The organism is Citrobacter sp. SX206 (assembly GCF_024181025.1).
Taxonomy (GTDB): domain Bacteria; phylum Pseudomonadota; class Gammaproteobacteria; order Enterobacterales; family Enterobacteriaceae; genus Citrobacter; species Citrobacter youngae.
This window is the reverse complement of sequence record NZ_CP049738.1, coordinates 4523172-4547761: the sequence shown is the minus strand read 5'-3', so window position 1 is coordinate 4547761 and position 24590 is coordinate 4523172. Positions and strand designations below refer to the sequence as shown.

Here is a 24590-nt window from a genome sequence, read left to right as displayed (position 1 = left end):
TCTCTCAGGCGCTGAAAATAGCGCCTGTTTTTATTTCAGGCTAATGGGGTTAATGTGGCGCAGGCGGAAGTGTTGAATCTGGAAATGGGCGCTAAACAGGTTTTGCAAGAAACCTTTGGCTACCAACAGTTTCGCCCTGGTCAGGAAGAAATCATTGATACCGTGCTCTCTGGTCGCGACTGCCTGGTCGTTATGCCGACCGGCGGCGGTAAATCCCTGTGCTATCAAATTCCCGCATTATTGCTAAACGGACTCACCGTTGTTGTTTCTCCGCTGATTTCCTTGATGAAGGATCAGGTCGATCAACTGCTGGCCAACGGCGTGGCGGCGGCGTGCCTTAACTCTACTCAAAGTCGTGAGCAGCAGCTTGAGGTGATGGCAGGCTGTCGTACAGGACAGATTCGCTTACTGTACATTGCGCCCGAACGCCTGATGCTGGATAACTTCCTTGAGCATCTGGCGCACTGGAATCCGGTGCTGCTGGCGGTTGATGAAGCGCACTGTATTTCGCAGTGGGGGCATGATTTCCGCCCCGAATACGCGGCGCTGGGCCAGTTGCGCCAACGTTTCCCAACCCTGCCGTTTGTGGCGCTGACCGCGACCGCGGATGAGACAACCCGGCTGGACATTGTGCGTCTGCTGGGACTCAACGACCCGTTAATTCAGATCAGCAGCTTTGACCGCCCGAACATTCGCTACATGTTGATGGAGAAGTTTAAGCCGCTCGATCAACTGATGCGCTACGTGCAAGAGCAGCGCGGTAAGTCTGGCATTATCTACTGTAACAGTCGCGCTAAAGTCGAGGACACCGCCGCGCGTCTGCAAAGCCGTGGCATCAGCGCCGGGGCTTATCATGCCGGGCTGGAAAATGCCGTACGCGCCGAGGTGCAGGAGAAATTCCAGCGCGACGACCTGCAAATCGTGGTGGCGACCGTGGCGTTCGGTATGGGGATCAACAAACCTAACGTACGCTTCGTGGTGCATTTCGACATTCCGCGCAATATCGAATCCTATTACCAGGAAACCGGCCGCGCCGGGCGTGACGGCCTGCCTGCGGAAGCAATGCTGTTTTACGATCCGGCAGATATGGCATGGCTACGCCGTTGCCTCGAAGAGAAACCCGCTGGGCAACTGCTGGATATCGAGCGCCATAAGCTCAATGCGATGGGGGCGTTTGCCGAGGCGCAAACCTGTCGTCGCCTGGTGCTGCTGAATTATTTTGGCGAAGGGCGTCAGGAGCCTTGCGGTAACTGCGACATCTGCCTCGATCCGCCAAAACAGTACGACGGACTCATGGATGCGCGCAAAGCGCTGTCGACGATTTACCGTGTTAACCAACGCTTCGGCATGGGGTACGTCGTGGAAGTGCTGCGCGGAGCGAATAATCAGCGTATTCGCGAACTGGCTCATGACAAACTGCCGGTCTACGGCATTGGTCGTGAGCAAAGCCACGAACACTGGGTGAGCGTTATTCGCCAGCTTATTCACCTGGGCCTGGTGACGCAGAATATTGCTCATCACTCCGCGTTACAGTTAACCGAAGCCGCGCGTCCGGTGCTGCGCGGTGAAGTTCTACTACAGCTTGCGGTACCGCGTATTGTGGCGCTGAAACCGCGCGCGATGCAGAAATCCTTCGGCGGCAACTATGACCGCAAACTGTTCGCCAAATTGCGTAAGCTGCGTAAAGCTATTGCCGATGAAGAGAACATCCCGCCGTACGTGGTGTTCAACGACGCCACGCTGATTGAAATGGCGGAGCAGATGCCAGTTTCACCGAGCGAAATGCTGAGCGTCAACGGTGTGGGGATGCGTAAACTTGAGCGTTTCGGTAAAGAGTTTATGGCGCTTATTCGCGCACACGTTGATGGTGACGACGAAGAGTAGTCAGCCGGGCAAAAAAGTGCCAGGATGGTGACTCACTGAACTATTCCCCCGCGAGTCATTTTTATGTTAACGCTATTTTTCACCGTTGCGTTGGTGCACATCGTTGCGCTGATGAGTCCCGGTCCCGATTTCTTTTTTGTTTCTCAAACTGCGGTTAGCCGTTCGCGCAAAGAAGCGATGATGGGCGTGCTGGGTATTACCTGTGGCGTCATGGTCTGGGCTGGCGTGGCACTGCTCGGCCTGCATCTGATTATCGAAAAAATGGCCTGGCTGCACACCATTATTATGGTCGGTGGGGGTCTGTATCTGTGCTGGATGGGCTACCAGATGCTGCGCGGCGCGTTTAAAAAACAGGATGTTGCGGCTCCCACTCCGCAGGTGGAGCTGGCGCAGAGCGGGCGCAGCTTTTTGAAAGGTCTGCTGACCAATCTGGCGAACCCTAAAGCCATTATCTATTTTGGCTCCGTCTTCTCATTGTTCGTTGGCGATAACGTGGGAACGGGCGCGCGTTGGGGGATTTTTGCTCTGATCATCGTGGAAACCCTGGCGTGGTTTACCGTAGTTGCCAGCCTGTTTGCGCTGCCGAAAATGCGTCGTGGCTATCAGCGTCTGGCGAAGTGGATTGATGGTTTTGCTGGCGCGCTGTTCGCGGGTTTCGGCATCCACCTGATTATTTCGCGCTAAGTTTGTTACCCGCCTGGGAGCCCCAGGCGGAGTACGGTTTATTGCGCAAGCTTCTGTAATTCATCCTTCGAAAGGCCGGTCATTTCCATAATCGCATCGGTATCCAGACCTCGCTTGAGCATTGCTTTTGCTACATCAGTGAGGGCAATGCGTTTGCCCTCTTCACGTAGTTGATCCGCCATTGTCATCAGTTTGTCTCCATGCTGCGGCACACGCTGTGCCAGCTTATACAGTAATGTCTGAACATCTTGTGTATTCCCTGCTTGCACCATGTAGTTTACCAGCACGGTTATTTGTTGTCCGCTCATCTTCTCCAGCATAAACAGGCGGGTAAGTTTATCCAGCAGCTGTGCCATGTCGCGCTGGCGAATATGCTTTTGCACTAATGTCAGCGCCGCCATACTGCGATGCTGCATGATTTCATCATCTGGAATAACCGTCACATCCACCAACGGAAATGGTGTGCTGTAAAGTTGAAGGGCGGTTCCCGAATCCTCAAAGTGATCCAGCCAGTTCATTGAGCCTTGCCATGGGCTTTGCTTGCCATGGTAAAAGAGCACTGGAATCACCAGCGGTAGAGTGTCGTTTCCAGCCTCAAGATGACGCTGCATCGCTGCGATAGCGTAGCGCATCAGGCGAAATGACATATGCTTGTCAGGTGAGCTTTGATGCTCGATGAGCACATGTACATAGCCATGCCCGCTGGTGGTTTCCAGTGAGTAGAGAATATCGCTGAAATAGGGGCGCAGATCGTCCTCCACAAAACTGCCTGATTCCAGACGGAGCGTTTCCAGTTTGCAGATTTTAATTAACGAAGGCGGAAGATGAAGTTCAATAAAGTCCCGCGCGGTTTCCACGCGGGAGAGGAAGGTCTTAAATACTGCGTCATGGGGTGTCGTTGCTTCCGCCATCGTCCATCATCCGTGAGAAGTGAGAGTGGCGGCATTCTGACTCTGGTATTCAACACCTAACAGCGCAGAATAAAAGACTTTTCCTCCTTTGCGGCTAAGTACGGAAAGTCATATTCAGACGCTCATACTGTTAGCATTTCTTTGCGAGTGCCGTTCCATTTGCTAGGCATGCCTTGCCGATGCCAGCAGGGCGCCTATCAGCATAAACAGCGAGCCGAACACTTTGTTCAGCGCCTTCATTTGCTTTGGCCCTTTAATCCAGCCAGCAATGCGCGTGGCCAGCGTCGCGTAACCGATCATCACAATGATATCGACCACGATGGTCGTAACGCCAAGCACCACGTACTGCATCAGTTGCGGTTCCTGCGGCAGGATAAACTGCGGGAACAGGGCGGCAAGAAAAACAATGCTCTTGGGGTTGGTCAGATTCACAAAGACCGCGCGTTTGAACAGGCGGCTGCGCGATTGTGTATTCGCCATGGTGTTCAGATCGATAGCACCCGCCGCGCGCCATTGTTGAATACCCAGCCAAATCAGATAGGCCGCTCCCGCCCACTTCAGCACCTCAAACGCGATCACCGAACGTGAAAATAGCGTTCCCAGCCCCACGCCTACCAAAACGATATGAATGCCCAGCCCGGTCTGTAAACCCGCAATCGACGCGCTGGCACCGCGATAACCATGGCTGATGGCGGTGGTCATAGTGTTGATTGCGCCAGAGCCTGGAGACAAGCTCAAAATAATAGAGGTCAGCAGGTAGGCGAACCACCATTCAAAGGTCATGAGAAACTCCCGGATTGTCTATTTTTATGCCACAATACGCTACTGCCGTTAGGTTGTGTCAGCGACGGCGAAAAAAACGATTTTACTTGGTCAGCGAGGCTGGATACCCGATGTTTCAGCAGCAAAAAGACTGGGAAACAAGAGAAAACGCGTTTGCTGCTTTTTCCATGGGGCCACTGACAGATTTCTGGCGTCAGCGGGAAGAAGCGGAATTTACGGGTGTGGATAATATCCCCGTACATTTTGTGCGTTTTCATGCAGAAAAAAATGATCGCGTCATCGTCGTCTGTCCTGGACGCATAGAAAGCTACGTGAAATACGCTGAACTGGCGTATGACCTGTTTCATTCTGGTTTTGACGTGCTCATTATCGATCACCGTGGCCAGGGGCGTTCCGGGCGAATGCTTTCGGATCCGCATCGCGGGCATGTCGATAACTTTAATGACTATGTTGACGATTTAACCGCCTTCTGGCAGCAGGAAGTGCTACCCGGTCCGTGGAGAAAACGCTATATACTGGCGCATTCTATGGGCGGAGCGATTGCCACATTGTTCCTGCAGCGCCACCCGAATCAGTGTGATGCCATCGCGCTTTGCGCGCCGATGTTTGGTATTGTGATGCGCTTTCCCGACTGGATGGTGCGCCACATTCTTGACTGGGCTGAAGGGCATCCGCGCATCCGTGAAGGCTATGCGATGGGAACCGGTCGCTGGCGGGCGCTGCCATTCGGTATGAATGCGCTTACCCATAGTCGACAGCGCTATCGGCGTAACCTACGCTTCTACGCAGATGATCCGCGGTTACGTGTGGGTGGCCCTACCTATCACTGGGTGCGTGAAGGCATTCAGGCGGGCGAACAGGTTCTGGCTGGCGCGGGAGACGACGCGACGCCGACGCTGCTGATTCAGGCCGAAGAAGAGCGTGTAGTGGATAACCGCATGCACGATCGTTTTTGTGAACTCCGCGCTGCAGCAGGCCATCCGGTAGAAGGAGGTCAGCCGCTTGTCATAAAAGGCGCGTACCATGAGATCCTTTTTGAAAAGGACGCCATGCGCTCAGTCGCGCTTAACGCTATTGTCGAATTTTTCGACAAGCATAACTCATCCAGCGGAACCCGCTTTGCCTAGAGGTTGAATTTTCTTATGTATCAGGTTGTTGCGTCTGATTTAGACGGTACGCTGCTTTCTCCCGACCATACTTTGTCCCCTTATGCCAAAGAGACGCTAAAACTACTGACGGCTCGCGGTGTTCACTTCGTGTTTGCCACCGGTCGTCATCATGTTGATGTGGGGCAAATTCGCGATAACCTCGGCATTAAAACCTACATGATCACCTCCAACGGCGCGCGGGTGCATGATTCTGACGGGAATCTGGTGTTTTCCCATAACCTGGATCGCGACATTGCCAGCGACCTGTTTGGTGTAGTGAATGCCAACCCGGATATCGTGACCAACGTTTATCGCGATGATGAGTGGTTCATGAACCGCCACCGCCCGGAAGAAATGCGTTTCTTTAAAGAGGCGGTATTCAATTATTCACTGTTTGAACCTGCGCTGCTGGAGCCGGATGGCGTCAGCAAAGTGTTTTTCACCACTGATTCTCACGAAAGGTTGCTGCCGCTGGAACAGGCGATTAACGCTCGCTGGGGCGATCGCGTCAATGTCAGCTTCTCTACGCTTACCTGTCTGGAAGTCATGGCGGGCGGCGTGTCGAAAGGTCATGCGCTGGAAGCGGTAGCGAAAGCGATGGGCTATAGCCTGAAAGACTGTATCGCTTTTGGCGACGGGATGAACGACGCGGAAATGCTCTCCATGGCGGGCAAAGGCTGCATCATGGGCAATGCCCACCAGCGCCTGAAGGATCTGCATCCGGAGCTGGAAGTCATCGGACTCAACGCCGACGATGCCGTGCCGCACTACCTGCGCGATCTCTTTTTAAAGTGATTGTTCTTTAGTTGACCAGTTGTCAACTAAGCTCTCCGCTACAATGGATGTTCCCTGTTCTAAGAGGCATCCATTGTGGCGCTACTCATCATTACCACTATTTTGTGGGCCTTTTCCTTCAGCCTGTTTGGCGAATACCTTGCCGGTCATGTCGATAGCTATTTTGCAGTGCTGGTGCGCGTTGGACTTGCGGCGCTGGTGTTCCTGCCTTTTTTACGCACCCGCGGGCACAGCGTAAAAACGATCGCGCTGTATATGCTGGTGGGGGCCATGCAGCTTGGCATTATGTATATGCTGAGTTTTCACGCCTACCTGTATCTGACGGTTTCAGAGCTGTTGCTTTTCACCGTGCTGACGCCGCTCTACATCACGCTGATTTATGACCTGATGAGCGGGCGCCGTTTGCGTTGGAGCTACGCTTTCAGTGCGTTACTGGCGGTGATTGGCGCGGGGATCATTCGTTACGATCAGGTGACAAGCCACTTCTGGACCGGTCTGCTGCTGGTACAGTTGTCCAATATCAGCTTTGCCATTGGTATGGTGGGCTATAAGCGTCTGATGGAAACGCGGCCAATGCCGCAGCACAACGCCTTTGCCTGGTTTTATATGGGCGCCTTTATGGTGGCTGTAGTGGCCTGGTTCATGCTGGGCAATGCGCAGAAAATGCCTGCAACCACGCTACAGTGGGGAATTCTGGTCTTTCTTGGCGTGGCAGCGTCCGGCATTGGTTACTTTATGTGGAACTACGGCGCGACCCAGGTGGATGCGGGCACGCTGGGCATCATGAACAATATGCATGTCCCGGCAGGGCTGTTGGTTAACCTGGCTATCTGGCATCAACAACCTCACTGGCCAAGTTTCATCATTGGTGCGGCTGTGATAGTGGCTTCACTGTGGGTACATCGAAAGTGGGTCGTTCCGCACTCCGTACAAACGGCAGGTGATCGCAGGCGTGATTCCGCGCTGAGCGAATAAACGCTTCTGTGACCGGCTGTCGCTGCTCGCCATCACGCACGGCGGCGTACAGTCGGCTCCACAATCCATCACCCAGGGTTTTAGTCACTACTAAACCCTGGCGTTCAAAACTCTCCACTACCCAGTGCGGTAACGCCGCGATACCCATTCTGGCTGCAACCATCTGAATCAGCAGCAGGGTGTTATCCACGCTCTTCAGCGACGGACTCACGCCCGCGGGCTGCAGGAAATGCCGCCAGACATCCAGTCGACTCCGTTGCACCGGATAAATGAGCAGTGTCTCGCTGGCCAAATCTTCTGGCGTAATTTGCGTTTTGCTGGCTAACGGGTGATCCGGCGCCAGTACCAGGCGGACTTCAAAATCGAACATCGGTGAGTAGTGCAGTCCGCTGCGCGGCAGAATGTCGGAGGTTAACACCAGATCCAGCTCATCCTGCTGTAGCGCCGGTTGCGGATCGAACGTCACGCCGGATTTAAAGTCCATCTCCACCTGCGGCCAGTTGGCACGAAAATTCTCCAGCGCGGGCGTCAGCCATTGAATACAACTGTGACATTCAATTGCGATTCGCAGTCGGGTTTGCTGCGGTTCGTTGCAGGCCTGCAGCGCACGACCAATTTGCGGCAACACCTGATTGGCTAACTGCAGCAGGATTTCTCCCTGCGGCGTAAAGCGCAGAGGCTGGCTTTTGCGGATAAAAAGTCGAAAGCCAAGGCGCTGCTCCAGATCGCTGAACTGGTGAGAAAGAGCGGATTGGGTCTGATGCAACGTCGCCGCGGCGGCTGCCAGCGAACCACTATTCCGCAACGCCTGGAGCGTTTTCAGGTGTTTAATCTCGATCATGAAAGTCCTTCACTTCGGCATGAACAAATTGCGCTTGAGGAATATACAGTACTTGCGAAATATAGCGGTGTAAACATCTGGACGGCTAAAACCTGCAAATTAAATAAGAGGCATGTAATGACAATACTTAATCACACCCTCGGTTTCCCTCGCGTTGGCCTGCGTCGCGAGTTGAAGAAAGCGCAAGAAAGTTACTGGGCGGGAAATTCTTCCCGTGAAGATTTGCTGACCGTTGGCCGCGAGCTGCGTGCCCGCCACTGGGATCAGCAGAAGCAGGCGGGTGTTGACCTGCTGCCGGTAGGTGATTTTGCCTGGTACGATCACGTGCTGACCACCAGCCTGCTGCTCGGCAACGTTCCGGCGCGTCATCAGAATAAAGACGCCTCGGTTGATATCGATACCTTATTCCGCATTGGCCGTGGCCGCGCACCGACCGGTGAGCCAGCGGCGGCAGCAGAAATGACCAAATGGTTTAACACCAACTATCACTACATGGTGCCGGAATTCACCAAGGGTCAGCAGTTCAAACTGACCTGGACGCAACTGCTGGACGAAGTAGACGAAGCGCTGGCACTCGGGCACAAGGTGAAACCTGTGCTGCTGGGGCCGGTAACTTACCTGTGGCTGGGGAAAGTGAAAGGCGAACAGTTTGACCGCCTGAGCTTGTTGAACGACATTCTGCCGGTTTACCAGCAGGTGCTGGCTGAGCTGGCAAAACGGGGTATTGAGTGGGTGCAGATTGATGAACCTGCTCTGGTGCTGGAGCTGCCGCAAGCATGGCTGGATGCCTTTAAACCGGCTTATGACGCCCTGCAGGGCCAGGTGAAGCTGCTACTAACCACCTACTTCGAAGGCGTAACGCCAAACCTGGATACCATTACCGCGCTGCCGGTGCAGGGGCTGCACGTTGACTTCGTGCACGGTAAAGATGATGTCGCCGAGCTGCACAAACGTCTGCCTGCCGACTGGCTGCTGTCAGCGGGTCTGGTCAATGGTCGTAACGTCTGGCGCGCCGACCTCAGCGAAAAATACGCGCAAATTAAAGATATCGTCGGGAAACGTGACCTGTGGGTGGCTTCTTCCTGCTCCCTGCTGCATAGCCCCATCGATCTCAGCGTGGAAACCCGCCTTGATGCAGAGGTGAAGAGCTGGTTTGCCTTCGCCCTGCAAAAATGCGGCGAGCTGGCGCTGTTGCGTGATGCGTTGAACAGCGGTGATACGGCGGCAATTGTCGAGTGGAGCGCACCGATTCAGGCTCGTCGTCACTCTACCCGTGTCCATAACGCCGCAGTGGAAAAACGCCTGGCGGCGATCACCGCTCAGGACAGCCAGCGCGCCAACGCCTATCCGGTTCGTGCCGAGGCGCAGCGTGCCCGCTTTAATCTGCCGGCATGGCCGACCACGACTATCGGCTCATTCCCGCAAACCACCGAAATTCGCGGTCTGCGTCTGGACTTCAAAAAGGGCAACCTGGATGCTGGTAACTATCGCACCGGAATTGCGGAACATATTAAACAGGCGATCGCTGAACAGGAGCGTCTGGGTCTCGACGTGCTGGTACACGGTGAAGCCGAACGTAACGACATGGTGGAATACTTTGGTGAGCATCTGGACGGGTTCGTCTTTACCCAGAACGGTTGGGTGCAGAGCTATGGCTCCCGTTGCGTGAAGCCACCGGTAGTCATTGGCGACGTCAGCCGCCCGGAAGCGATCACCGTGGAGTGGGCGAAGTATGCCCAGTCGCTGACCGACAAACCGGTAAAAGGTATGCTGACCGGTCCGGTGACCATTCTTTGCTGGTCATTCCCGCGTGAAGACGTGACGCGTGAAACCATCGCGAAGCAGATTGCGCTGGCGCTGCGTGATGAAGTTGCGGATCTGGAAGCGGCGGGGATCGGCATCATCCAGATTGATGAGCCGGCACTGCGTGAAGGTTTACCGCTGCGTCGCAGCGACTGGGCGGCGTATCTGGAGTGGGGCGTGGAAGCCTTCCGCATTAACGCGGCAGTGGCGAAGGATGAAACCCAGATCCACACCCACATGTGTTACTGCGAGTTCAACGACATCATGGACTCCATTGCGGCGCTGGACGCGGACGTGATCACCATCGAAACCTCGCGCTCTGATATGGAGTTGCTGGAGTCGTTCGAAGAGTTCGACTATCCGAACGAAATCGGGCCGGGCGTTTACGATATTCACTCGCCGAACGTTCCGAGCGTGGAATGGATTGAAGCCCTGTTGAAGAAAGCCGAGCAGCGTATTCCGGCTGAGCGTCTGTGGGTGAACCCGGATTGCGGCCTGAAAACGCGCGGCTGGCCGGAAACCCGTGCTGCGCTGGCAAACATGGTTAAAGCGGCGCAGAATCTGCGTCAGGCGTAAAAACAAAACGGAGGCTGATGCCTCCGTTTTGTTTATTGGTTTGCCTGGCGGGAATTATTTCTTCCCACCGTATTGCGCGAACCACTCCAGCATTCTCTGCCAGCCGTCTTTCGCGGACTCTTCGTGATAGCTCGGGCGATAATCGGCGTTAAACGCATGCCCGGCATCGGGATAGACCACGATTTCCGCTTTCGCATTGGCGGCACGCAGCGCCTGACGCATTGTTTCAACGGTATCTTGTGGAATACTGGTATCCTGGCCGCCATACAGTCCCAAAACGGGGGCGTTAAGATCGGTTGCGATATCAACGGGATGTTTGGGGGAGTTCAGCGTTTTATCGCCCACCAGTTTGCCGTACCACGCCACCGCCGCTTTTAGCTGTGGATTGTGTGCGGCATACAACCAGGTGATGCGTCCACCCCAGCAAAATCCGGTGATCATCAGTTGGTGCGCATCTCCCCCGTTGCGGGAGGCCCAACTGGCGACGTGATCCAAATCGGCCAGTACCTGAGAGTCAGGCACTTTGGCGACGAGGCCGCTTAGAAGCGTCGGGATATCGGCAAAGTCATTGGGATCGCCTTCGCGAAAATAGAGTTCGGGTGCGATAGCCAGATACCCTTCCAGAGCCAGACGGCGGCAAACGTCACGAATGTGCTCATGAATACCAAAAATCTCCTGCACGACAATGACCACGGGAAGTAGGCCATCGGTTTGTTTTGGTCGTGCGTGATACGCTGGCATATCATCGCCTTGTGAAGGTATGGACGTTACACCGGCGATAATCGCGTTATCCGGAGTGTGAACCGTGGTAGACGTCGGTGGAGATACAGCAGGTGCAAAGCCAGATTGTTGTGTTGTCATGGTATTCTCCGTACCCTTAAATATTCAGCCAAAAAGCGCATTGTTAACTATAGACACATGCAACGAACCACATTGCCTTAAACGGGCTATCTTTTGTGCAGGGCTTCCTTACATCGCATCATTTATGTGATGCGTATCACTATTTCATGGTAATTGAATGCAATTGATTTACATCATAGTGATGACTGTCACGAAAATATGTTCATGCCTTCGGTAAAGTGTGTTTTTGCTTCTTCTGACAAAACCGATTCACAGAGGAGTTTTTATGTCTAAGTCTGATGTTTTTCATCTCGGCCTCACTAAGAGCGATTTACAAGGGGCTACGCTTGCTATCGTCCCTGGCGACCCGGAGCGTGTGGAAAAGATCGCCGCGCTGATGGATAAGCCGGTTAAGCTGGCATCTCATCGCGAGTTCACTACCTGGCGTGCTGAGCTGGATGGTAAAGCCGTGATCGTTTGCTCTACCGGTATCGGCGGCCCGTCAACCTCTATTGCCGTAGAAGAACTGGCACAGCTGGGCATTCGTACCTTCCTGCGTATCGGTACGACTGGCGCTATCCAGCCACATATCAACGTGGGTGATGTCCTGGTCACCACAGCGTCTGTCCGTCTGGACGGCGCAAGCCTGCACTTCGCGCCAATGGAGTTCCCGGCTGTTGCAGACTTCGAGTGCACCACCGCGCTGGTGGAAGCGGCGAAATCTATCGGCGCCACTACCCACGTTGGCGTTACCGCGTCTTCTGATACCTTCTACCCGGGCCAGGAGCGTTACGACACCTTCTCTGGTCGCGTAGTGAGCCGTTTCAAAGGCTCGATGGAAGAGTGGCAGTCTATGGGCGTTATGAACTACGAAATGGAATCTGCCACGCTGCTGACCATGTGCGCAAGCCAGGGTCTGCGTGCCGGTATGGTCGCGGGTGTTATCGTGAACCGTACTCAGCAAGAGATTCCTAATGCGGAAACGATGAAACAAACCGAAAGCCACGCGGTGAAAATCGTGGTGGAAGCTGCGCGTCGTTTACTGTAATTCTCCCGTCTATTCAAAAAGGCCGACGCGTTCGGCCTTTTTATTTTGCGTAGTACCTCGCAGGAAATTCCTTTTAAACTGGACGTTTATACAGCACAATTCTATTTTGTGCGGGTAAGTCGTTGCTGTAAGGGGGCGTTGTGGATATTTCAATTATGATGAGTGCCGTGCTGGCGTTAGCTGCAGGGCTGCTGGTTGGGTGGCTGGCAACAAAAGCGCATGCCGACAGGATCCGTGCCGATCTCATCGAAGAACGACGTGAACTGGATATCGCGCTAAGCGCCGCCCGGCAACAACTCTCACAGGAAGCCCACTGGCGTGATGAGTGCGAACTGCTGAATAACGAACTCCGCAGCCTGCACAGTATCAACACCTCACTGGAGGCCGATCTCCGTGAAGTCACTACCCGGCTGGAAGCGACGCAGCAGCATGCGGAAGATAAAATTCGCCAGATGATCAACAGCGAACAGCGCCTGAGCGAACAGTTTGAGAATCTGGCGAACCGTATATTCGAGCACAGCAATCGCCGCGTAGATGAGCAAAATCGCCAAAGCCTGAACAGCCTGCTGGCACCGCTTCGCGAACAACTGGACGGTTTTCGCCGCCAGGTTCAGGACAGCTTCGGTAAAGAGGCACAGGAACGTCATACCCTGGCGCACGAAATTCGTAATCTTCAGCAACTGAACGCGCAGATGGCACAGGAAGCGGTAAACCTGACGCGGGCATTAAAAGGCGATAACAAAACGCAGGGTAACTGGGGCGAAGTCGTACTCACGCGGGTGCTTGAGGCTTCCGGTCTGCGCGAAGGCTATGAATACGAAACCCAGGTTAGCATCGAGAATGATGTGCGCTCGCGGATGCAGCCAGATGTTATTGTCCGACTACCGCAGGGCAAAGATGTGGTGATCGACGCGAAAATGACGCTGGTCGCCTATGAACGCTATTTTAACGCTGAAGATGAATTCACCCGCGAGAGCGCGTTGCAGGAGCACATCGCTTCGGTGCGCAACCACATTCGTCTGCTGGGTCGCAAAGACTATCAGCAGCTTCCTGGGTTACGTACGCTTGACTATGTGCTGATGTTTATCCCCGTTGAGCCTGCTTTTTTACTGGCGCTCGACAGGCAGCCCGAACTGATTACCGAAGCGCTTAGAAATAACATTATGCTGGTCAGTCCCACTACGCTGTTGGTGGCATTGCGTACGATTGCCAATCTGTGGCGCTACGAGCATCAGAGCCGTAACGCGCAACAAATTGCCGATCGGGCCAGTAAACTTTATGACAAGATGCGATTGTTTGTGGATGATATGTCGGCAATCGGCCAAAGCCTGGATAAAGCCCAGGATAATTACCGACAGGCAATGAAGAAGCTCTCTTCGGGGCGTGGAAATGTCTTATCGCAGGCGGAAGCCTTCCGTGGCTTAGGCGTGGAAATTAAGCGTGAGATTAATCCTGAGCTGGCTGAACAAGCCACTACCCAGGATGAAGAGTACCGTTTGCGCTCGGTCCCTGAGACGCAACAAGATGAGCCTTACCCCGATGATGAAACGGTAAATCAGCAATCAAGCTAGTCCATTTGGGGTAGTTGAACCCGGCAGAAGGGTAGGGCAAATTGGCCCAATCTGTTACACTTCTCGAACATTTTTTGAATGAGCAGGCACTGAGATGGTGGATAATTCACAAGAAACGACGCACTTTGGCTTTCAGACCGTCGCTAAAGAGCAGAAAGCTGACATGGTGGCCCACGTTTTTCATTCTGTGGCCTCTAAATATGACGTTATGAATGACTTAATGTCATTCGGCATTCATCGTTTGTGGAAGCGCTTCACCATTGACTGCAGTGGCGTGCGTCGCGGGCAAACCGTTCTCGATTTAGCGGGCGGTACCGGCGATCTGACGGCGAAATTCTCTCGCATGGTAGGCGAAACCGGCAAAGTTGTGCTGGCGGATATCAATGACTCAATGCTCAAAATGGGTCGCGAAAAGCTGCGCAATATTGGTGTGGTGGGTAACGTTGAGTACGTTCAGGCGAATGCGGAAGCACTACCTTTCCCTGACAACACGTTTGACTGCATCACCATCTCTTTCGGTCTGCGCAACGTTACGGATAAAGACAAAGCATTACGCTCTATGTATCGCGTGTTGAAGCCGGGCGGACGTCTACTGGTGCTGGAATTCTCCAAGCCGATTATCGAACCTCTGAGCAAAGCCTACGACGCATACTCTTTCCACGTTCTGCCGCGCATTGGCTCCATGGTAGCAAGCGATGCAGACAGTTATCGCTATCTGGCGGAATCCATCCGCATGCATCCCGATCAGGACACCTTAAAAGCAATGATGCAAGATGCCGGGTTCGAAAGCGTTGATTACTACAACCTGACGGCAGGTGTCGTTGCGCTGCATCGTGGCTACAAGTTCTGACAGGAGATTGGGGATGCCTTTAAAACCCTTAGTGACCGCAGGCGTTGAAAATCTGCTCAACACCTTTCTGTACCGTTCTCCTGCGCTGAAATCGGCCCGAACGCGTTTGCAGAGTAAGGTGCTGCGTTTTGACCTGAAAGGATTTTCGACGTCGCTAGTCCTGGTATTCAGTGAGCGCCAGGTCGATGTGCTGGGGGCATGGGAAGGCGAAGCCGATTGCACCGTGATTACACATGCCAGCGTGTTACCGAAACTACGCGATCGGCAGCAACTCACCACGCTTATTCGCAGCGGCGAACTGGAAGTGCAGGGCGATATTCAGGTGGTGCAGAACTTTGTGGCGCTGGCTGACCTGGCGGAATTCGACCCTGCAGAGCTATTAGCTCCTTATACCGGTGATATCGTCGCGGAAGGTGTTAGCAAAGTCCTGCGCGGTGGCGCGAAGTTCCTACGTCATGGCATTCAACGTCAGCAACGTTATGTTACCGAAGCGATCACTGAAGAGTGGCGTATGGCCCCTGGCCTGCTTGAAGTTGCATGGTTTGCGGAAGAAACGGCAGCGGTTGAGCGCGCGGTCGAATCTCTGGCCAGACGGCTGGAAAAACTGGAGGCCAAATGACGCCAGGAGAAGTACGGCGCCTTTATTTCATCATTCGCACTTTTTTAAGCTACGGTCTTGATGAACTCATCCCCAAAATGCGTATTACGCTGCCGCTCCGTCTGTGGCGTTACACATTGTTTTGGATGCCAAACCGACATAAAGATAAGCCGCTGGGTGAAAGGCTGAGACTGGCTTTGCAGGAATTGGGGCCGGTATGGATCAAATTTGGTCAAATGCTCTCCACCCGTCGAGATCTGTTTCCGCCGCACATCGCCGATCAGTTGGCCCTGTTGCAGGATCGGGTTGCTCCATTCGATGGACAACGGGCAAAAGAACAAATTGAAGAAGCAATGGGTGGGCTACCTGTTGAAGAGTGGTTTGATGATTTTGAGATAACACCACTGGCATCTGCGTCTGTTGCTCAGGTTCACACCGCGCGACTGAAGTCGAATGGCAAAGAGGTGGTGATCAAAGTTATTCGTCCGGATATCCTGCCGGTAATCAAAGCCGATTTAAAACTGATCTATCGCCTTGCTCGTTGGGTTCCTCGCCTGCTGCCGGATGGTCGTCGTCTGCGGCCAACAGAAGTGGTCCGTGAATATGAAAAAACATTGATCGACGAGCTGAACCTGCTGCGTGAGTCGGCAAACGCCATTCAACTGCGGCGTAATTTTGAAGACAGCCCAATGTTGTACATCCCGGAAGTGTACTCAGACTATTGCAGTCAGAACATGATGGTGATGGAGCGCATTTACGGTATTCCCGTTTCAGATGTCGCCACGCTTGAGAAGAACGGCACCAATATGAAGCTGCTGGCCGAACGCGGTGTTCAGGTCTTTTTTACTCAGGTTTTCCGCGACAGCTTTTTCCATGCGGACATGCACCCGGGCAACATTTTCGTCAGCTATGAGCACCCTGAAAACCCGAAATACATCGGTATTGATTGCGGGATCGTGGGCTCATTAAATAAAGAAGATAAGCGCTATCTGGCTGAAAACTTCATTGCGTTCTTTAACCGCGATTACCGCAAAGTTGCTGAACTGCACGTGGATTCTGGATGGGTTCCACCGGATACCAACGTTGAAGAGTTCGAATTCGCCATTCGTACCGTGTGTGAGCCGATCTTCGAAAAGCCGCTAGCAGAGATCTCCTTTGGTCACGTGCTGTTGAATCTGTTCAATACGGCACGTCGATTTAATATGGAAGTCCAGCCTCAACTGGTGCTGTTACAGAAGACGCTGTTGTACGTTGAGGGTGTTGGCCGACAGCTCTATCCTCAGTTGGATCTGTGGAAAACGGCCAAACCTTTCCTTGAATCCTGGATTAAAGATCAGGTCGGTATTCCGGCGCTTGTCAGGGCATTTAAAGAAAAAGCACCGTTCTGGGTCGAAAAAATGCCAGAAATACCTGAACTGGTGTATGACAGTTTGCGCCAGGGCAAATATTTACAGCACAGTGTTGATAAGATTGCGCGCGAGCTTCATGCGAATCACGTACGTCAGGGACAATCCCGTTATTTATTGGGTATTGGCGCAACGTTGCTGTTAAGTGGGACATTCCTGCTGGTAAGCCGCCCTGAGTGGGGGCTTATGCCGGGCTGGTTAATCGCGGGTGGTGTTATCGCCTGGCTGATCGGCTGGCGCAAAATGCGCTGATTTTTTCATCGCCCAAAGCAGGTCGTGTAACGTATACTACGGCCTTATTAATTCATCATCTATGACAGAGGAACATGTATGGGTGGTATCAGTATTTGGCAGTTGTTGATCATTGCCGTCATCGTTGTACTGCTATTTGGCACCAAGAAACTCGGCTCCATCGGTTCCGACCTTGGCGCGTCTATTAAAGGCTTCAAGAAAGCGATGGGTGATGATGAACCTAAGCAGGATAAAACCAGCCAGGACGCTGATTTTACCGCTAAATCCATCACCGATAAGCAGGGTGAAGTGAAGAAAGAAGACGCCAAAAGCCAAGATAAAGAGCAGGTATAATCCGTGTTTGATATCGGTTTTAGCGAACTGTTATTGGTGTTCGTTATCGGCCTCATCGTACTGGGGCCACAACGATTGCCAGTGGCAGTAAAAACGGTCGCGGGCTGGGTCCGTGCGCTGCGCTCTCTTGCAACTACTGTGCAGAATGAACTGACCCAGGAGCTTAAGCTTCAGGAGTTTCAGGACAGCCTGAAGAAAGTAGAGAAAGCGAGCCTGACAAATTTGACGCCGGAGCTGAAAGCATCGATGGATGAGCTGCGTGAAGCGGCTGAGTCGATGAAGCGTTCTTACAGCGTGCACGATCCTGAGAAAGCGAGCGATGAAGCGCACACTATCCATAACCCTGTAGTGAAAGGAAGTGAAGCGCAGCACGAGGGGGTTACCCCTGCTACTGCTGAAGCACAGGCCAGTTCGCCGGAGCAAAAACCGGAATCCACGGGTGCTGACACGCCGGAGTTGAAGGACACTGTTTCCGTTACGTCGATGGACGCGGAAAAGAAACCTGCTGCACCTGCTGTCGAATCCTCACCCTCGTCGAGTGATAAACCGTAAACATGTCTGTAGAAGATACTCAACCGCTCATCACGCATCTTATTGAGCTGCGTAAGCGACTCCTGAACTGCATTATTGCGGTTATGGTGATCTTTCTGGCGTTGGTTTATTTTGCCAACGACATTTACCATATGGTTGCGGCACCGCTGATTAAGCAGATGCCTCAGGGTGCAACGATGATCGCCACCGATGTGGCTTCACCGTTCTTTACCCCGATAAAGCTAACCTTTATGGTGTCGCTGATCCTGTCGGCACCAGTGATCCTGTACCAGGTATGGGCATTTATTGCGCCTGCTTTGTATAAGCATGAACGTCGCCTTGTCGTGCCGCTGCTGGTCTCAAGTTCGCTGTTGTTCTATATCGGGATGGCATTCGCCTATTTTGTCGTCTTCCCGTTGGCGTTTGGCTTCCTTGCCAACACAGCTCCGCAAGGCGTGCAGGTTTCGACAGACATTGCCAGTTATCTCAGCTTTGTCATGGCGCTGTTTATGGCGTTTGGTGTCTCTTTTGAGGTTCCTGTCGCCATTGTATTGTTGTGCTGGATGGGCATTACGACACCTGAGGACCTACGTAAGAAACGTCCTTACGTAGTTGTCGGGGCATTTGTCGTGGGGATGTTACTGACTCCACCAGATGTCTTCTCGCAAACGCTGTTGGCGATACCGATGTACTGCCTGTTCGAGGTGGGTGTTTTCTTCTCTCGTTTTTATGTCGGCAAGCGACGTACGCGAGACGAAGACAACGAGGCTGAGAATGCGAAAGAAGCCGAAGCCACCGAGAAAACCGAAGAGTAAATTCAGCCGCCCGTAAGGGCGGTTGTCATATGGGAGGAAGCATGTTTGATATTGGCGTTAATCTAACCAGTTCACAATTTGCGAAAGACAGGGATGAGGTTGTGGCGCGCGCCTTTGCTGCGGGTGTAAACGGCATGCTTCTGACCGGAACAAACCTGCATGAAAGCCAGCAGGCGCTAAAGTTGGCACAGCATTATCCACATTGCTGGTCCACAGCTGGCGTCCACCCGCATGACAGTAGCCAATGGCAATCCTCAACAGAGGCGGAAATTATTGCACTGGCGAACCAGTCTGAAGTGGTCGCCATTGGTGAGTGTGGCCTGGATTTCAATCGTAATTACTCCACTGCGCAGGAACAGGAACGGGCTTTTGAGGCGCAATTGCGTATTGCCGCCGAATTGCAGATGCCTGTTTTCATGCATTGTCGGGATGCCCACGAACGTTTTCTGACGCTGCTGGAACCCTGGCTGGACAGCCTCCCCGGCGCAGTGCTGCACTGTTTCACTGGTTCGCGCCGGGAGATGCAGGACTGCGTGGACAGAGGGCTTTATATCGGGATTACCGGATGGGTCTGTGATGAGCGTCGGGGTATGGAACTACGGGAGCTACTGCCGTTTATCCCAGTGGAAAGGCTGCTGATAGAAACAGACGCGCCCTATTTACTCCCACGCGATCTGGCCCCGAAGCCGACTTCCCGACGCAATGAACCTGCACACCTGCCGCATATTCTTGAGCGTATTGCGCACTGGCGCGGGGAAGATCCTCAGTGGCTATCAACGGCGATTGATGCCAACGTCAGAACGTTATTCGAAGTGACCTTCTGAGTCAGTCTGTTTATATTTTTCGAAAGCCGGTGTTTTTCACGCTCTGCTTAACCTCTTTATTCAACAGGTTAAGCAGGAGCATGGAACGTGCTTCGCCGTCGGGTTCGGTGAAAATCGCCTTCAACCCTTCAAATGCCCCTTCAGTGATAATGACGCAGTCTCCAGGATGCGGCGTTTCCGGGTCAACAATTCCTTCGGGCTTGTAGATAGAAAGCTGGTGAATGACGGGAGAGGGGACGGTGGCTGGTGTCGCTCCAAAACGTACAAAATGGCTAACGCCACGTGTCGCATTGATGGTCGTGGTGTGGATCACTTCCGGATCGAACTCGACAAACATGTAATTAGGGAAAAGTGGCTCACTGACTGTGGTACGTTTACCACGCACCATTTTTTCCAGGGTGATCATTGGCGTCAAACAGTTTACTGCTTGTCTTTCCAGGTGTTCCTGGGCACGTTGAAGTTGCCCGCGTTTGCAGTACAGTAAATACCAGGCTTGCATAATAACTCTTATCCGCTTGTTCTGAGCGCAAGCATAGCAAAAGTCATTATACACTTCATCTTTCAAGCCTCATCGGTGTTGGTTGCCAGAGTTCACGCTAATTTAACAAAAATACAGCATCACAATGATGAACGCCGTATAATGAGGCGCTTACACAGAGGCCATAATGGACGCCATGAAATATCACGATTTACGCGACTTCCTGACGCAGCTTGAACAGCAGGGCGAGCTCAAACGCATTACGCTTCCAGTGGATCCCCATCTGGAGATCACTGAAATTGCCGATCGCACCTTGCGTGCCGGTGGGCCTGCGCTGCTGTTTGAGAATCCAAAAGGCTATTCAATGCCGGTGCTGTGCAATCTGTTTGGCACGCCGAAGCGTGTCGCCATGGGGATGGGGCAAGAAGATGTCTCAGCACTACGGGAAGTTGGTAAGCTGTTGGCGTTTTTAAAAGAGCCGGAGCCGCCGAAAGGATTCCGCGATCTGTTTGATAAGCTGCCACAGTTCAAGCAGGTGCTGAACATGCCGACCAAACGGCTACGCGGTGCGCCTTGTCAGCAAAAAATTTCTTCAGGCGATGACGTTGATTTAAACCGCATTCCGATTATGACCTGCTGGCCGGAAGATGCTGCGCCACTGATTACATGGGGACTCACCGTCACGCGTGGTCCGCATAAAGAGCGACAGAATCTGGGTATTTATCGCCAACAGTTGATTGGCAAAAATAAGCTCATTATGCGTTGGCTTTCACATCGTGGCGGCGCGCTGGATTATCAGGAGTGGTGCGCTGCACACCCTGGTGAGCGTTTCCCAGTCTCCGTTGCGTTAGGGGCAGACCCGGCGACCATTCTGGGCGCGGTGACCCCTGTACCTGATACATTATCAGAGTACGCCTTCGCCGGGCTGCTGCGTGGCACCAAGACCGAAGTCGTCAAATGCATCTCCAACGATCTCGAAGTACCCGCCAGCGCTGAAATCGTACTGGAAGGTTATATCGAGCCGGGTGAACTGGCACCGGAAGGACCGTATGGCGATCATACGGGTTATTACAATGAAGTGGATAGCTTCCCGGTTTTCACCGTCACCCACATTACCCAACGTGAAGATGCGATTTATCACTCCACCTACACCGGACGCCCACCAGATGAGCCAGCGGTTCTCGGTGTGGCGCTGAATGAGGTCTTTGTTCCTATTCTGCAAAAGCAGTTCCCGGAAATCGTCGACTTTTATCTGCCGCCGGAAGGTTGTTCTTATCGACTGGCCGTGGTGACGATGAAAAAACAGTACGCGGGTCATGCCAAACGCGTCATGATGGGCGTTTGGTCATTTTTGCGTCAGTTTATGTACACCAAATTTGTTATTGTCTGCGATGATGATGTCAACGCACGTGACTGGAACGATGTGATTTGGGCAATTACTACCCGTATGGACCCGGCCCGGGATACGGTACTGGTAGAGAATACGCCGATTGATTACCTGGATTTTGCCTCGCCGGTTTCCGGCCTTGGTTCAAAAATGGGGCTGGATGCCACAAATAAATGGCCGGGTGAAACCCAACGAGAGTGGGGACGCCCGATTAAAAAAGATCCTGAAGTGACTGCGCGTATTGACGCAATTTGGGATGAATTAGCCATCTTTAATGACGGCAAAAGCGCCTGAGGCGCGATCGTTTTGCCTATTGATCCGACAGAGAGAGCGCATGACAACCTTAAGCTGTAAAGTGACCTCGGTAGAAGCTATCACTGACACCGTATATCGCGTACGTTTAGTGCCGGACGCGGCGTTTTCCTTTCGTGCAGGTCAGTATTTAATGGTCGTGATGGACGAACGTGATAAACGCCCGTTCTCCATGGCATCTACGCCGGATGAGCATGGGTTCATTGAGCTGCACGTGGGTGCTTCTGAGCTAAATCTTTATGCCATGGCTGTTATGGACCGAATTCTGAAAGATCGGGAAATTAAGGTCGATATCCCGCACGGTGAAGCCTGGCTGCGGGATGATGAGAATCGTCCGCTGATCCTGATTGCCGGAGGTACAGGGTTCTCTTACGTGCGTTCTATTCTGCTTACCGCGCTGGCGCGCAATCCAAACCGCGATATCACTATTTACTGGGGCGGGCGCGAAGAGAAGCATCTCTACGATCTCTCAGAGCTGGAAGCATTGTCGGTGAATCACCCGAACCTGCGCGTTGAGCCGGTGGTAGAGCAGCCTGAAGACGGCTGGCGTGGTCGTACGGGAACCGTATTAACGGCAGTATTACAGGATTACGGCACTCTGGCGGAACATGATATTTATATCGCCGGGCGTTTCGAGATGGCTAAAATCGCGCGCGACCTGTTCTGCAATGAACGTAGTGCGCGTGAAGATCGCCTGTTTGGCGACGCTTTCGCGTTCATTTAAGCGCTGTGCGCCGGATCCCTTCCGGCGCATCCATTACCAACCTTACTTCTTCTAACTGGGTGCAAACCCGGTCTTGTTGTTTCTCTTTTTCAGCACATTTTTTAGTAAACATGTTTTTTCTATCTATTAATCATAAAACTGAGTTTTTGTGACGGGTCTCATTTTGTTTAGTAAACAAAATGGGCAAGCTGTATCGCATCACATTGCGGGACGTCAGCGAGGGAAAACCATGAGGCTCGGACTGGATATCGGCGGGACTAAAATTGAAGCGGTGGTGATTGATAACGCGGGTGAAATTGTTTTCTGCGAGCGAAGTGCGACACCAAAGCAGAGTTACGGTGATTTTTTCCAGGCTGTGACCGAGATGATTGCTAAGGCGAGACAGGCCGTTAATCAGCCTTTATCGGTGGGTATCGGGGTGCCCGGCGCGGTGGATAGCGAAGGTTTGATTAAGAATTCCAATATCCTGGTGCTGAATCAGCAGGCTTTTTCGCAAGATCTTGAGCGTGCATTAGGAATGCCAGTACCCGTAACTAATGACGCCAACTGCTTCACACTGTCGGAAGCGATGGACGGTAGCGGACGGGGCTATCGTGTCGTATTTGGCGTTATCCTCGGTACCGGATGCGGCGGTGGACTATGCATCGATAACCGTTTGATCTCTGGACCTAACGCCTGTGCAGGAGAGTGGGGACATAATGCATTGCCGCGCTACCACGAATCTCGGGACGGGGCTGAAGTGACATGCTATTGCGGACAGGTGAACTGTATTGAGAGCTTTATTTCCGGCAGCGGCCTGGAGCGTCAGTATATGAATCACACCGCGCAACATGCAGGTGTGCCACATATTATGCAGCGGGTAGAATCGGGTGATGCAGATGCCTGTTTGTTATGGGAACGCTATTGCGATCAGCTGGCGCGCGCGTTGGCGGGGGTTGTGAATACGCTCGATCCCGATGTTATCGTGCTGGGCGGTGGGGTATCTAATATCGCGTTACTGTACGCAGGATTGCAGGCGCGAGTGGCGCAGTACGTATTTGGTAAACAGTGCCGTACGCCGATCGTTCAGGCCCGACACGGCGACAGCAGCGGCGTACGCGGCGCGGCCTGGCTGGGAGCACAAAAGGCCAGCGTAAATCAATGAGAGTGAAATGACGAAACCTGTACGAATCAGAGATATTGCCGAAGCCTGCGGCGTTTCAGTTGGCGCTGTATCCCGCGCACTAAAAGGGCAGCCAGGGCTACGTGAAGATACCCGGCTGCGCATTATTTCTGTGGCGCAACAGCAGGGTTATGATTTTTCCCGCCTGCGCAGTGACAAGCTCAAGCGAGTCCTGTTTTTGCTTCACCGCCAGCACAATATCAGCCGGGCATTGCCGTTTTACTCGCAGCTGCTGCTGGGTATCGATGATGCCTGCCGGGATCAGGGTATTGCGCTGAGTTTTCTCTCTATAGGCCCAGGTGATGCAGTGAGTGAGCAGGTGATGCTGCACCAGCCGGATGCGCTGATCTGCGCCGGTTTTTTTGAGCCTGAATTACTTGGCTTGCTGCAACAGATGAAATTGCCGTTGGTGCTGGTGGATCTGTGGGCTCCAGGTTTGCCATGCGTCAATCCGGACAATACCCAGGGCGGCTATCTGGCGACAAAACACTTGATCGAACAGGGGCGCAGCCGTATCGCTTTTCTTGCCAGTTCGCTTGCGCACTACAGCATCCGTCAGCGCGAGAAGGGCTACCGTCAGGCATTGTATGAGGCCCGTTTGCTGATGCCGCCAGAATACGACGCCGTTGCGCCACCGCTGCTGGATACCGAGCAATCCCTGGTGGAAGCGGTTAATGAGCTTTTCAGGCTGCCGGAGCCGCCTGATGCCATTTTTGCCTATAACGACGCGGCGGCGATGGTTGTTCAGCGGGTGTGTGTGCAGCAGGATATACGTATCCCGGAAGATCTCGCGCTGGTGGGGTTTGATGATATCGATGCTGCGGCCTGGTCACATCCGCCGCTGACCACTATTGCGGTTGATAAAAAGCAACTGGGGCGTGAAGCGCTGCGTTTATTGCTGGAAGAGAAACTGGAAGAGAATCTGCTGTTGCCGGTGCAATTAGTGGTGCGTGGTAGTTCAGGTAAATAAAAAACCCGCCCCTGACAGGCGGGAAGAACGGCAACTAAACCTTTCCCCGTCATAATTCACTCTGCCTCTTTGTTGGCTGCCTTTGCTCA

General features: G+C 53.2%; 24 protein-coding genes. 19 read left to right on the top strand and 5 right to left on the bottom strand.

What is annotated here, in order from left to right:
- Positions 1–54: 54 nt before the first annotated feature.
- Positions 55–1884 (top strand): ATP-dependent DNA helicase RecQ, encoded by a 1830-nt coding sequence (gene recQ, locus G8S19_RS21905; protein WP_253685879.1) that lies wholly within the window; start codon positions 55–57, stop codon positions 1882–1884.
- 63 nt (positions 1885–1947) lie between these two features.
- Positions 1948–2568: a threonine export protein RhtC gene (gene rhtC, locus G8S19_RS21900; RefSeq protein WP_003828942.1), complete on the top strand. Its 621-nt coding sequence runs from the start codon at positions 1948–1950 to the stop codon at positions 2566–2568.
- Between the two features lie 38 nt (positions 2569–2606).
- On the opposite strand, the gene G8S19_RS21895 is transcribed toward rhtC, so the two are convergent.
- A complete protein-coding gene (locus tag G8S19_RS21895; RefSeq protein ID WP_061066923.1) occupies positions 2607–3479 on the bottom strand; it encodes an Rpn family recombination-promoting nuclease/putative transposase in 873 nt (290 codons plus the stop codon).
- A gap of 162 nt (positions 3480–3641) precedes the next feature.
- On the bottom strand, positions 3642–4262 hold the full coding sequence (rhtB, locus tag G8S19_RS21890) for a homoserine/homoserine lactone efflux protein (protein WP_003828938.1): 621 nt from the start codon (positions 4260–4262) through the stop codon (positions 3642–3644).
- A 110-nt stretch (positions 4263–4372) separates the two neighbouring features.
- Between rhtB and pldB the strand changes: the two genes are divergently transcribed.
- The 3 genes from pldB to G8S19_RS21875 all read left to right on the top strand — a co-directional run bounded on the left by pldB (position 4373) and on the right by G8S19_RS21875 (position 7180).
- The gene (gene pldB, locus G8S19_RS21885; protein WP_124022114.1) at positions 4373–5389 is read left to right on the top strand and encodes a lysophospholipase L2; all 1017 of its coding nucleotides are present in this window, start codon (positions 4373–4375) and stop codon (positions 5387–5389) included.
- Positions 5390–5404: 15 nt separating this feature from the next.
- Positions 5405–6205 (top strand): sugar/pyridoxal phosphate phosphatase YigL, encoded by an 801-nt coding sequence (yigL, locus tag G8S19_RS21880; RefSeq protein ID WP_048214085.1) that lies wholly within the window; start codon positions 5405–5407, stop codon positions 6203–6205.
- A 75-nt stretch (positions 6206–6280) separates the two neighbouring features.
- Positions 6281–7180: a carboxylate/amino acid/amine transporter gene (locus tag G8S19_RS21875; RefSeq protein ID WP_016157852.1), complete on the top strand. Its 900-nt coding sequence runs from the start codon at positions 6281–6283 to the stop codon at positions 7178–7180.
- Here G8S19_RS21875 and metR read toward each other — a convergent pair.
- Positions 7068–8021 carry an HTH-type transcriptional regulator MetR gene (metR, locus tag G8S19_RS21870; protein ID WP_003017908.1) on the bottom strand — a complete coding sequence of 318 codons (954 nt, stop codon included), beginning with the start codon at positions 8019–8021 and terminating at the stop codon, positions 7068–7070. The two genes, G8S19_RS21875 and metR, sit on opposite strands and share 113 nt — an antisense overlap.
- 117 nt (positions 8022–8138) lie before the next feature.
- Here metR and metE point away from each other — a divergent pair, with 117 nt between their 5' ends.
- Entirely contained in the window at positions 8139–10400 is a 2262-nt protein-coding gene (gene metE, locus G8S19_RS21865) for a 5-methyltetrahydropteroyltriglutamate--homocysteine S-methyltransferase (RefSeq protein WP_253685878.1), read from the top strand.
- A 54-nt stretch (positions 10401–10454) separates the two neighbouring features.
- Here metE and G8S19_RS21860 read toward each other — a convergent pair whose 3' ends face one another.
- The gene (locus G8S19_RS21860; RefSeq protein ID WP_003017905.1) at positions 10455–11261 is read right to left on the bottom strand and encodes a dienelactone hydrolase family protein; all 807 of its coding nucleotides are present in this window, start codon (positions 11259–11261) and stop codon (positions 10455–10457) included.
- Positions 11262–11526: 265 nt separating this feature from the next.
- Here G8S19_RS21860 and udp point away from each other — a divergent pair, with 265 nt between their 5' ends.
- From udp to tatD, 9 genes are all read left to right on the top strand, one after another.
- Complete coding sequence (gene udp, locus G8S19_RS21855) at positions 11527–12288, top strand: uridine phosphorylase (RefSeq protein WP_003017903.1); 762 nt, start codon at positions 11527–11529, stop codon at positions 12286–12288.
- 140 nt (positions 12289–12428) lie between these two features.
- On the top strand, positions 12429–13859 hold the full coding sequence (gene rmuC, locus G8S19_RS21850) for a DNA recombination protein RmuC (RefSeq protein WP_253685877.1): 1431 nt from the start codon (positions 12429–12431) through the stop codon (positions 13857–13859).
- Positions 13860–13953: 94 nt separating this feature from the next.
- The gene (gene ubiE / locus G8S19_RS21845) at positions 13954–14709 is read left to right on the top strand and encodes a bifunctional demethylmenaquinone methyltransferase/2-methoxy-6-polyprenyl-1,4-benzoquinol methylase UbiE (protein ID WP_003017897.1); all 756 of its coding nucleotides are present in this window, start codon (positions 13954–13956) and stop codon (positions 14707–14709) included.
- Positions 14710–14722: 13 nt separating this feature from the next.
- Positions 14723–15328: a ubiquinone biosynthesis protein UbiJ gene (gene ubiJ, locus G8S19_RS21840; RefSeq protein WP_124022108.1), complete on the top strand. Its 606-nt coding sequence runs from the start codon at positions 14723–14725 to the stop codon at positions 15326–15328.
- Positions 15325–16965, top strand: a complete 1641-nt coding sequence (ubiB, locus tag G8S19_RS21835; protein ID WP_101743054.1) for a ubiquinone biosynthesis regulatory protein kinase UbiB — start codon at positions 15325–15327, stop codon at positions 16963–16965. The genes ubiJ and ubiB overlap by 4 nt, the downstream gene beginning before the upstream one ends.
- Before the next feature lie 78 nt (positions 16966–17043).
- On the top strand, positions 17044–17298 hold the full coding sequence (gene tatA / locus G8S19_RS21830) for a Sec-independent protein translocase subunit TatA (protein ID WP_003017888.1): 255 nt from the start codon (positions 17044–17046) through the stop codon (positions 17296–17298).
- Positions 17299–17301: 3 nt separating this feature from the next.
- Positions 17302–17850: a Sec-independent protein translocase protein TatB gene (gene tatB, locus G8S19_RS21825; protein ID WP_061066931.1), complete on the top strand. Its 549-nt coding sequence runs from the start codon at positions 17302–17304 to the stop codon at positions 17848–17850.
- A gap of 2 nt (positions 17851–17852) precedes the next feature.
- Complete coding sequence (tatC, locus tag G8S19_RS21820) at positions 17853–18644, top strand: Sec-independent protein translocase subunit TatC (protein ID WP_048214092.1); 792 nt, start codon at positions 17853–17855, stop codon at positions 18642–18644.
- Between the two features lie 41 nt (positions 18645–18685).
- Entirely contained in the window at positions 18686–19468 is a 783-nt protein-coding gene (tatD, locus tag G8S19_RS21815) for a 3'-5' ssDNA/RNA exonuclease TatD (protein ID WP_048214093.1), read from the top strand.
- Positions 19469–19478: 10 nt separating this feature from the next.
- On the opposite strand, the gene rfaH is transcribed toward tatD, so the two are convergent.
- Positions 19479–19967: a transcription/translation regulatory transformer protein RfaH gene (gene rfaH / locus G8S19_RS21810; protein ID WP_005133248.1), complete on the bottom strand. Its 489-nt coding sequence runs from the start codon at positions 19965–19967 to the stop codon at positions 19479–19481.
- Between the two features lie 166 nt (positions 19968–20133).
- Here rfaH and ubiD point away from each other — a divergent pair, with 166 nt between their 5' ends.
- The 4 genes from ubiD (at position 20134) to G8S19_RS21790 (ending at position 24501) form a co-directional block, all read left to right on the top strand.
- A complete protein-coding gene (ubiD, locus tag G8S19_RS21805) occupies positions 20134–21627 on the top strand; it encodes a 4-hydroxy-3-polyprenylbenzoate decarboxylase (RefSeq protein WP_040230095.1) in 1494 nt (497 codons plus the stop codon).
- 40 nt (positions 21628–21667) lie between these two features.
- On the top strand, positions 21668–22369 hold the full coding sequence (fre, locus tag G8S19_RS21800) for an NAD(P)H-flavin reductase (protein WP_048214095.1): 702 nt from the start codon (positions 21668–21670) through the stop codon (positions 22367–22369).
- Positions 22370–22598: 229 nt separating this feature from the next.
- Entirely contained in the window at positions 22599–23513 is a 915-nt protein-coding gene (locus tag G8S19_RS21795; protein WP_199986536.1) for an ROK family protein, read from the top strand.
- A 7-nt stretch (positions 23514–23520) separates the two neighbouring features.
- Positions 23521–24501: a LacI family DNA-binding transcriptional regulator gene (locus G8S19_RS21790; RefSeq protein WP_199986537.1), complete on the top strand. Its 981-nt coding sequence runs from the start codon at positions 23521–23523 to the stop codon at positions 24499–24501.
- Positions 24502–24590 lie beyond the last annotated feature (89 nt).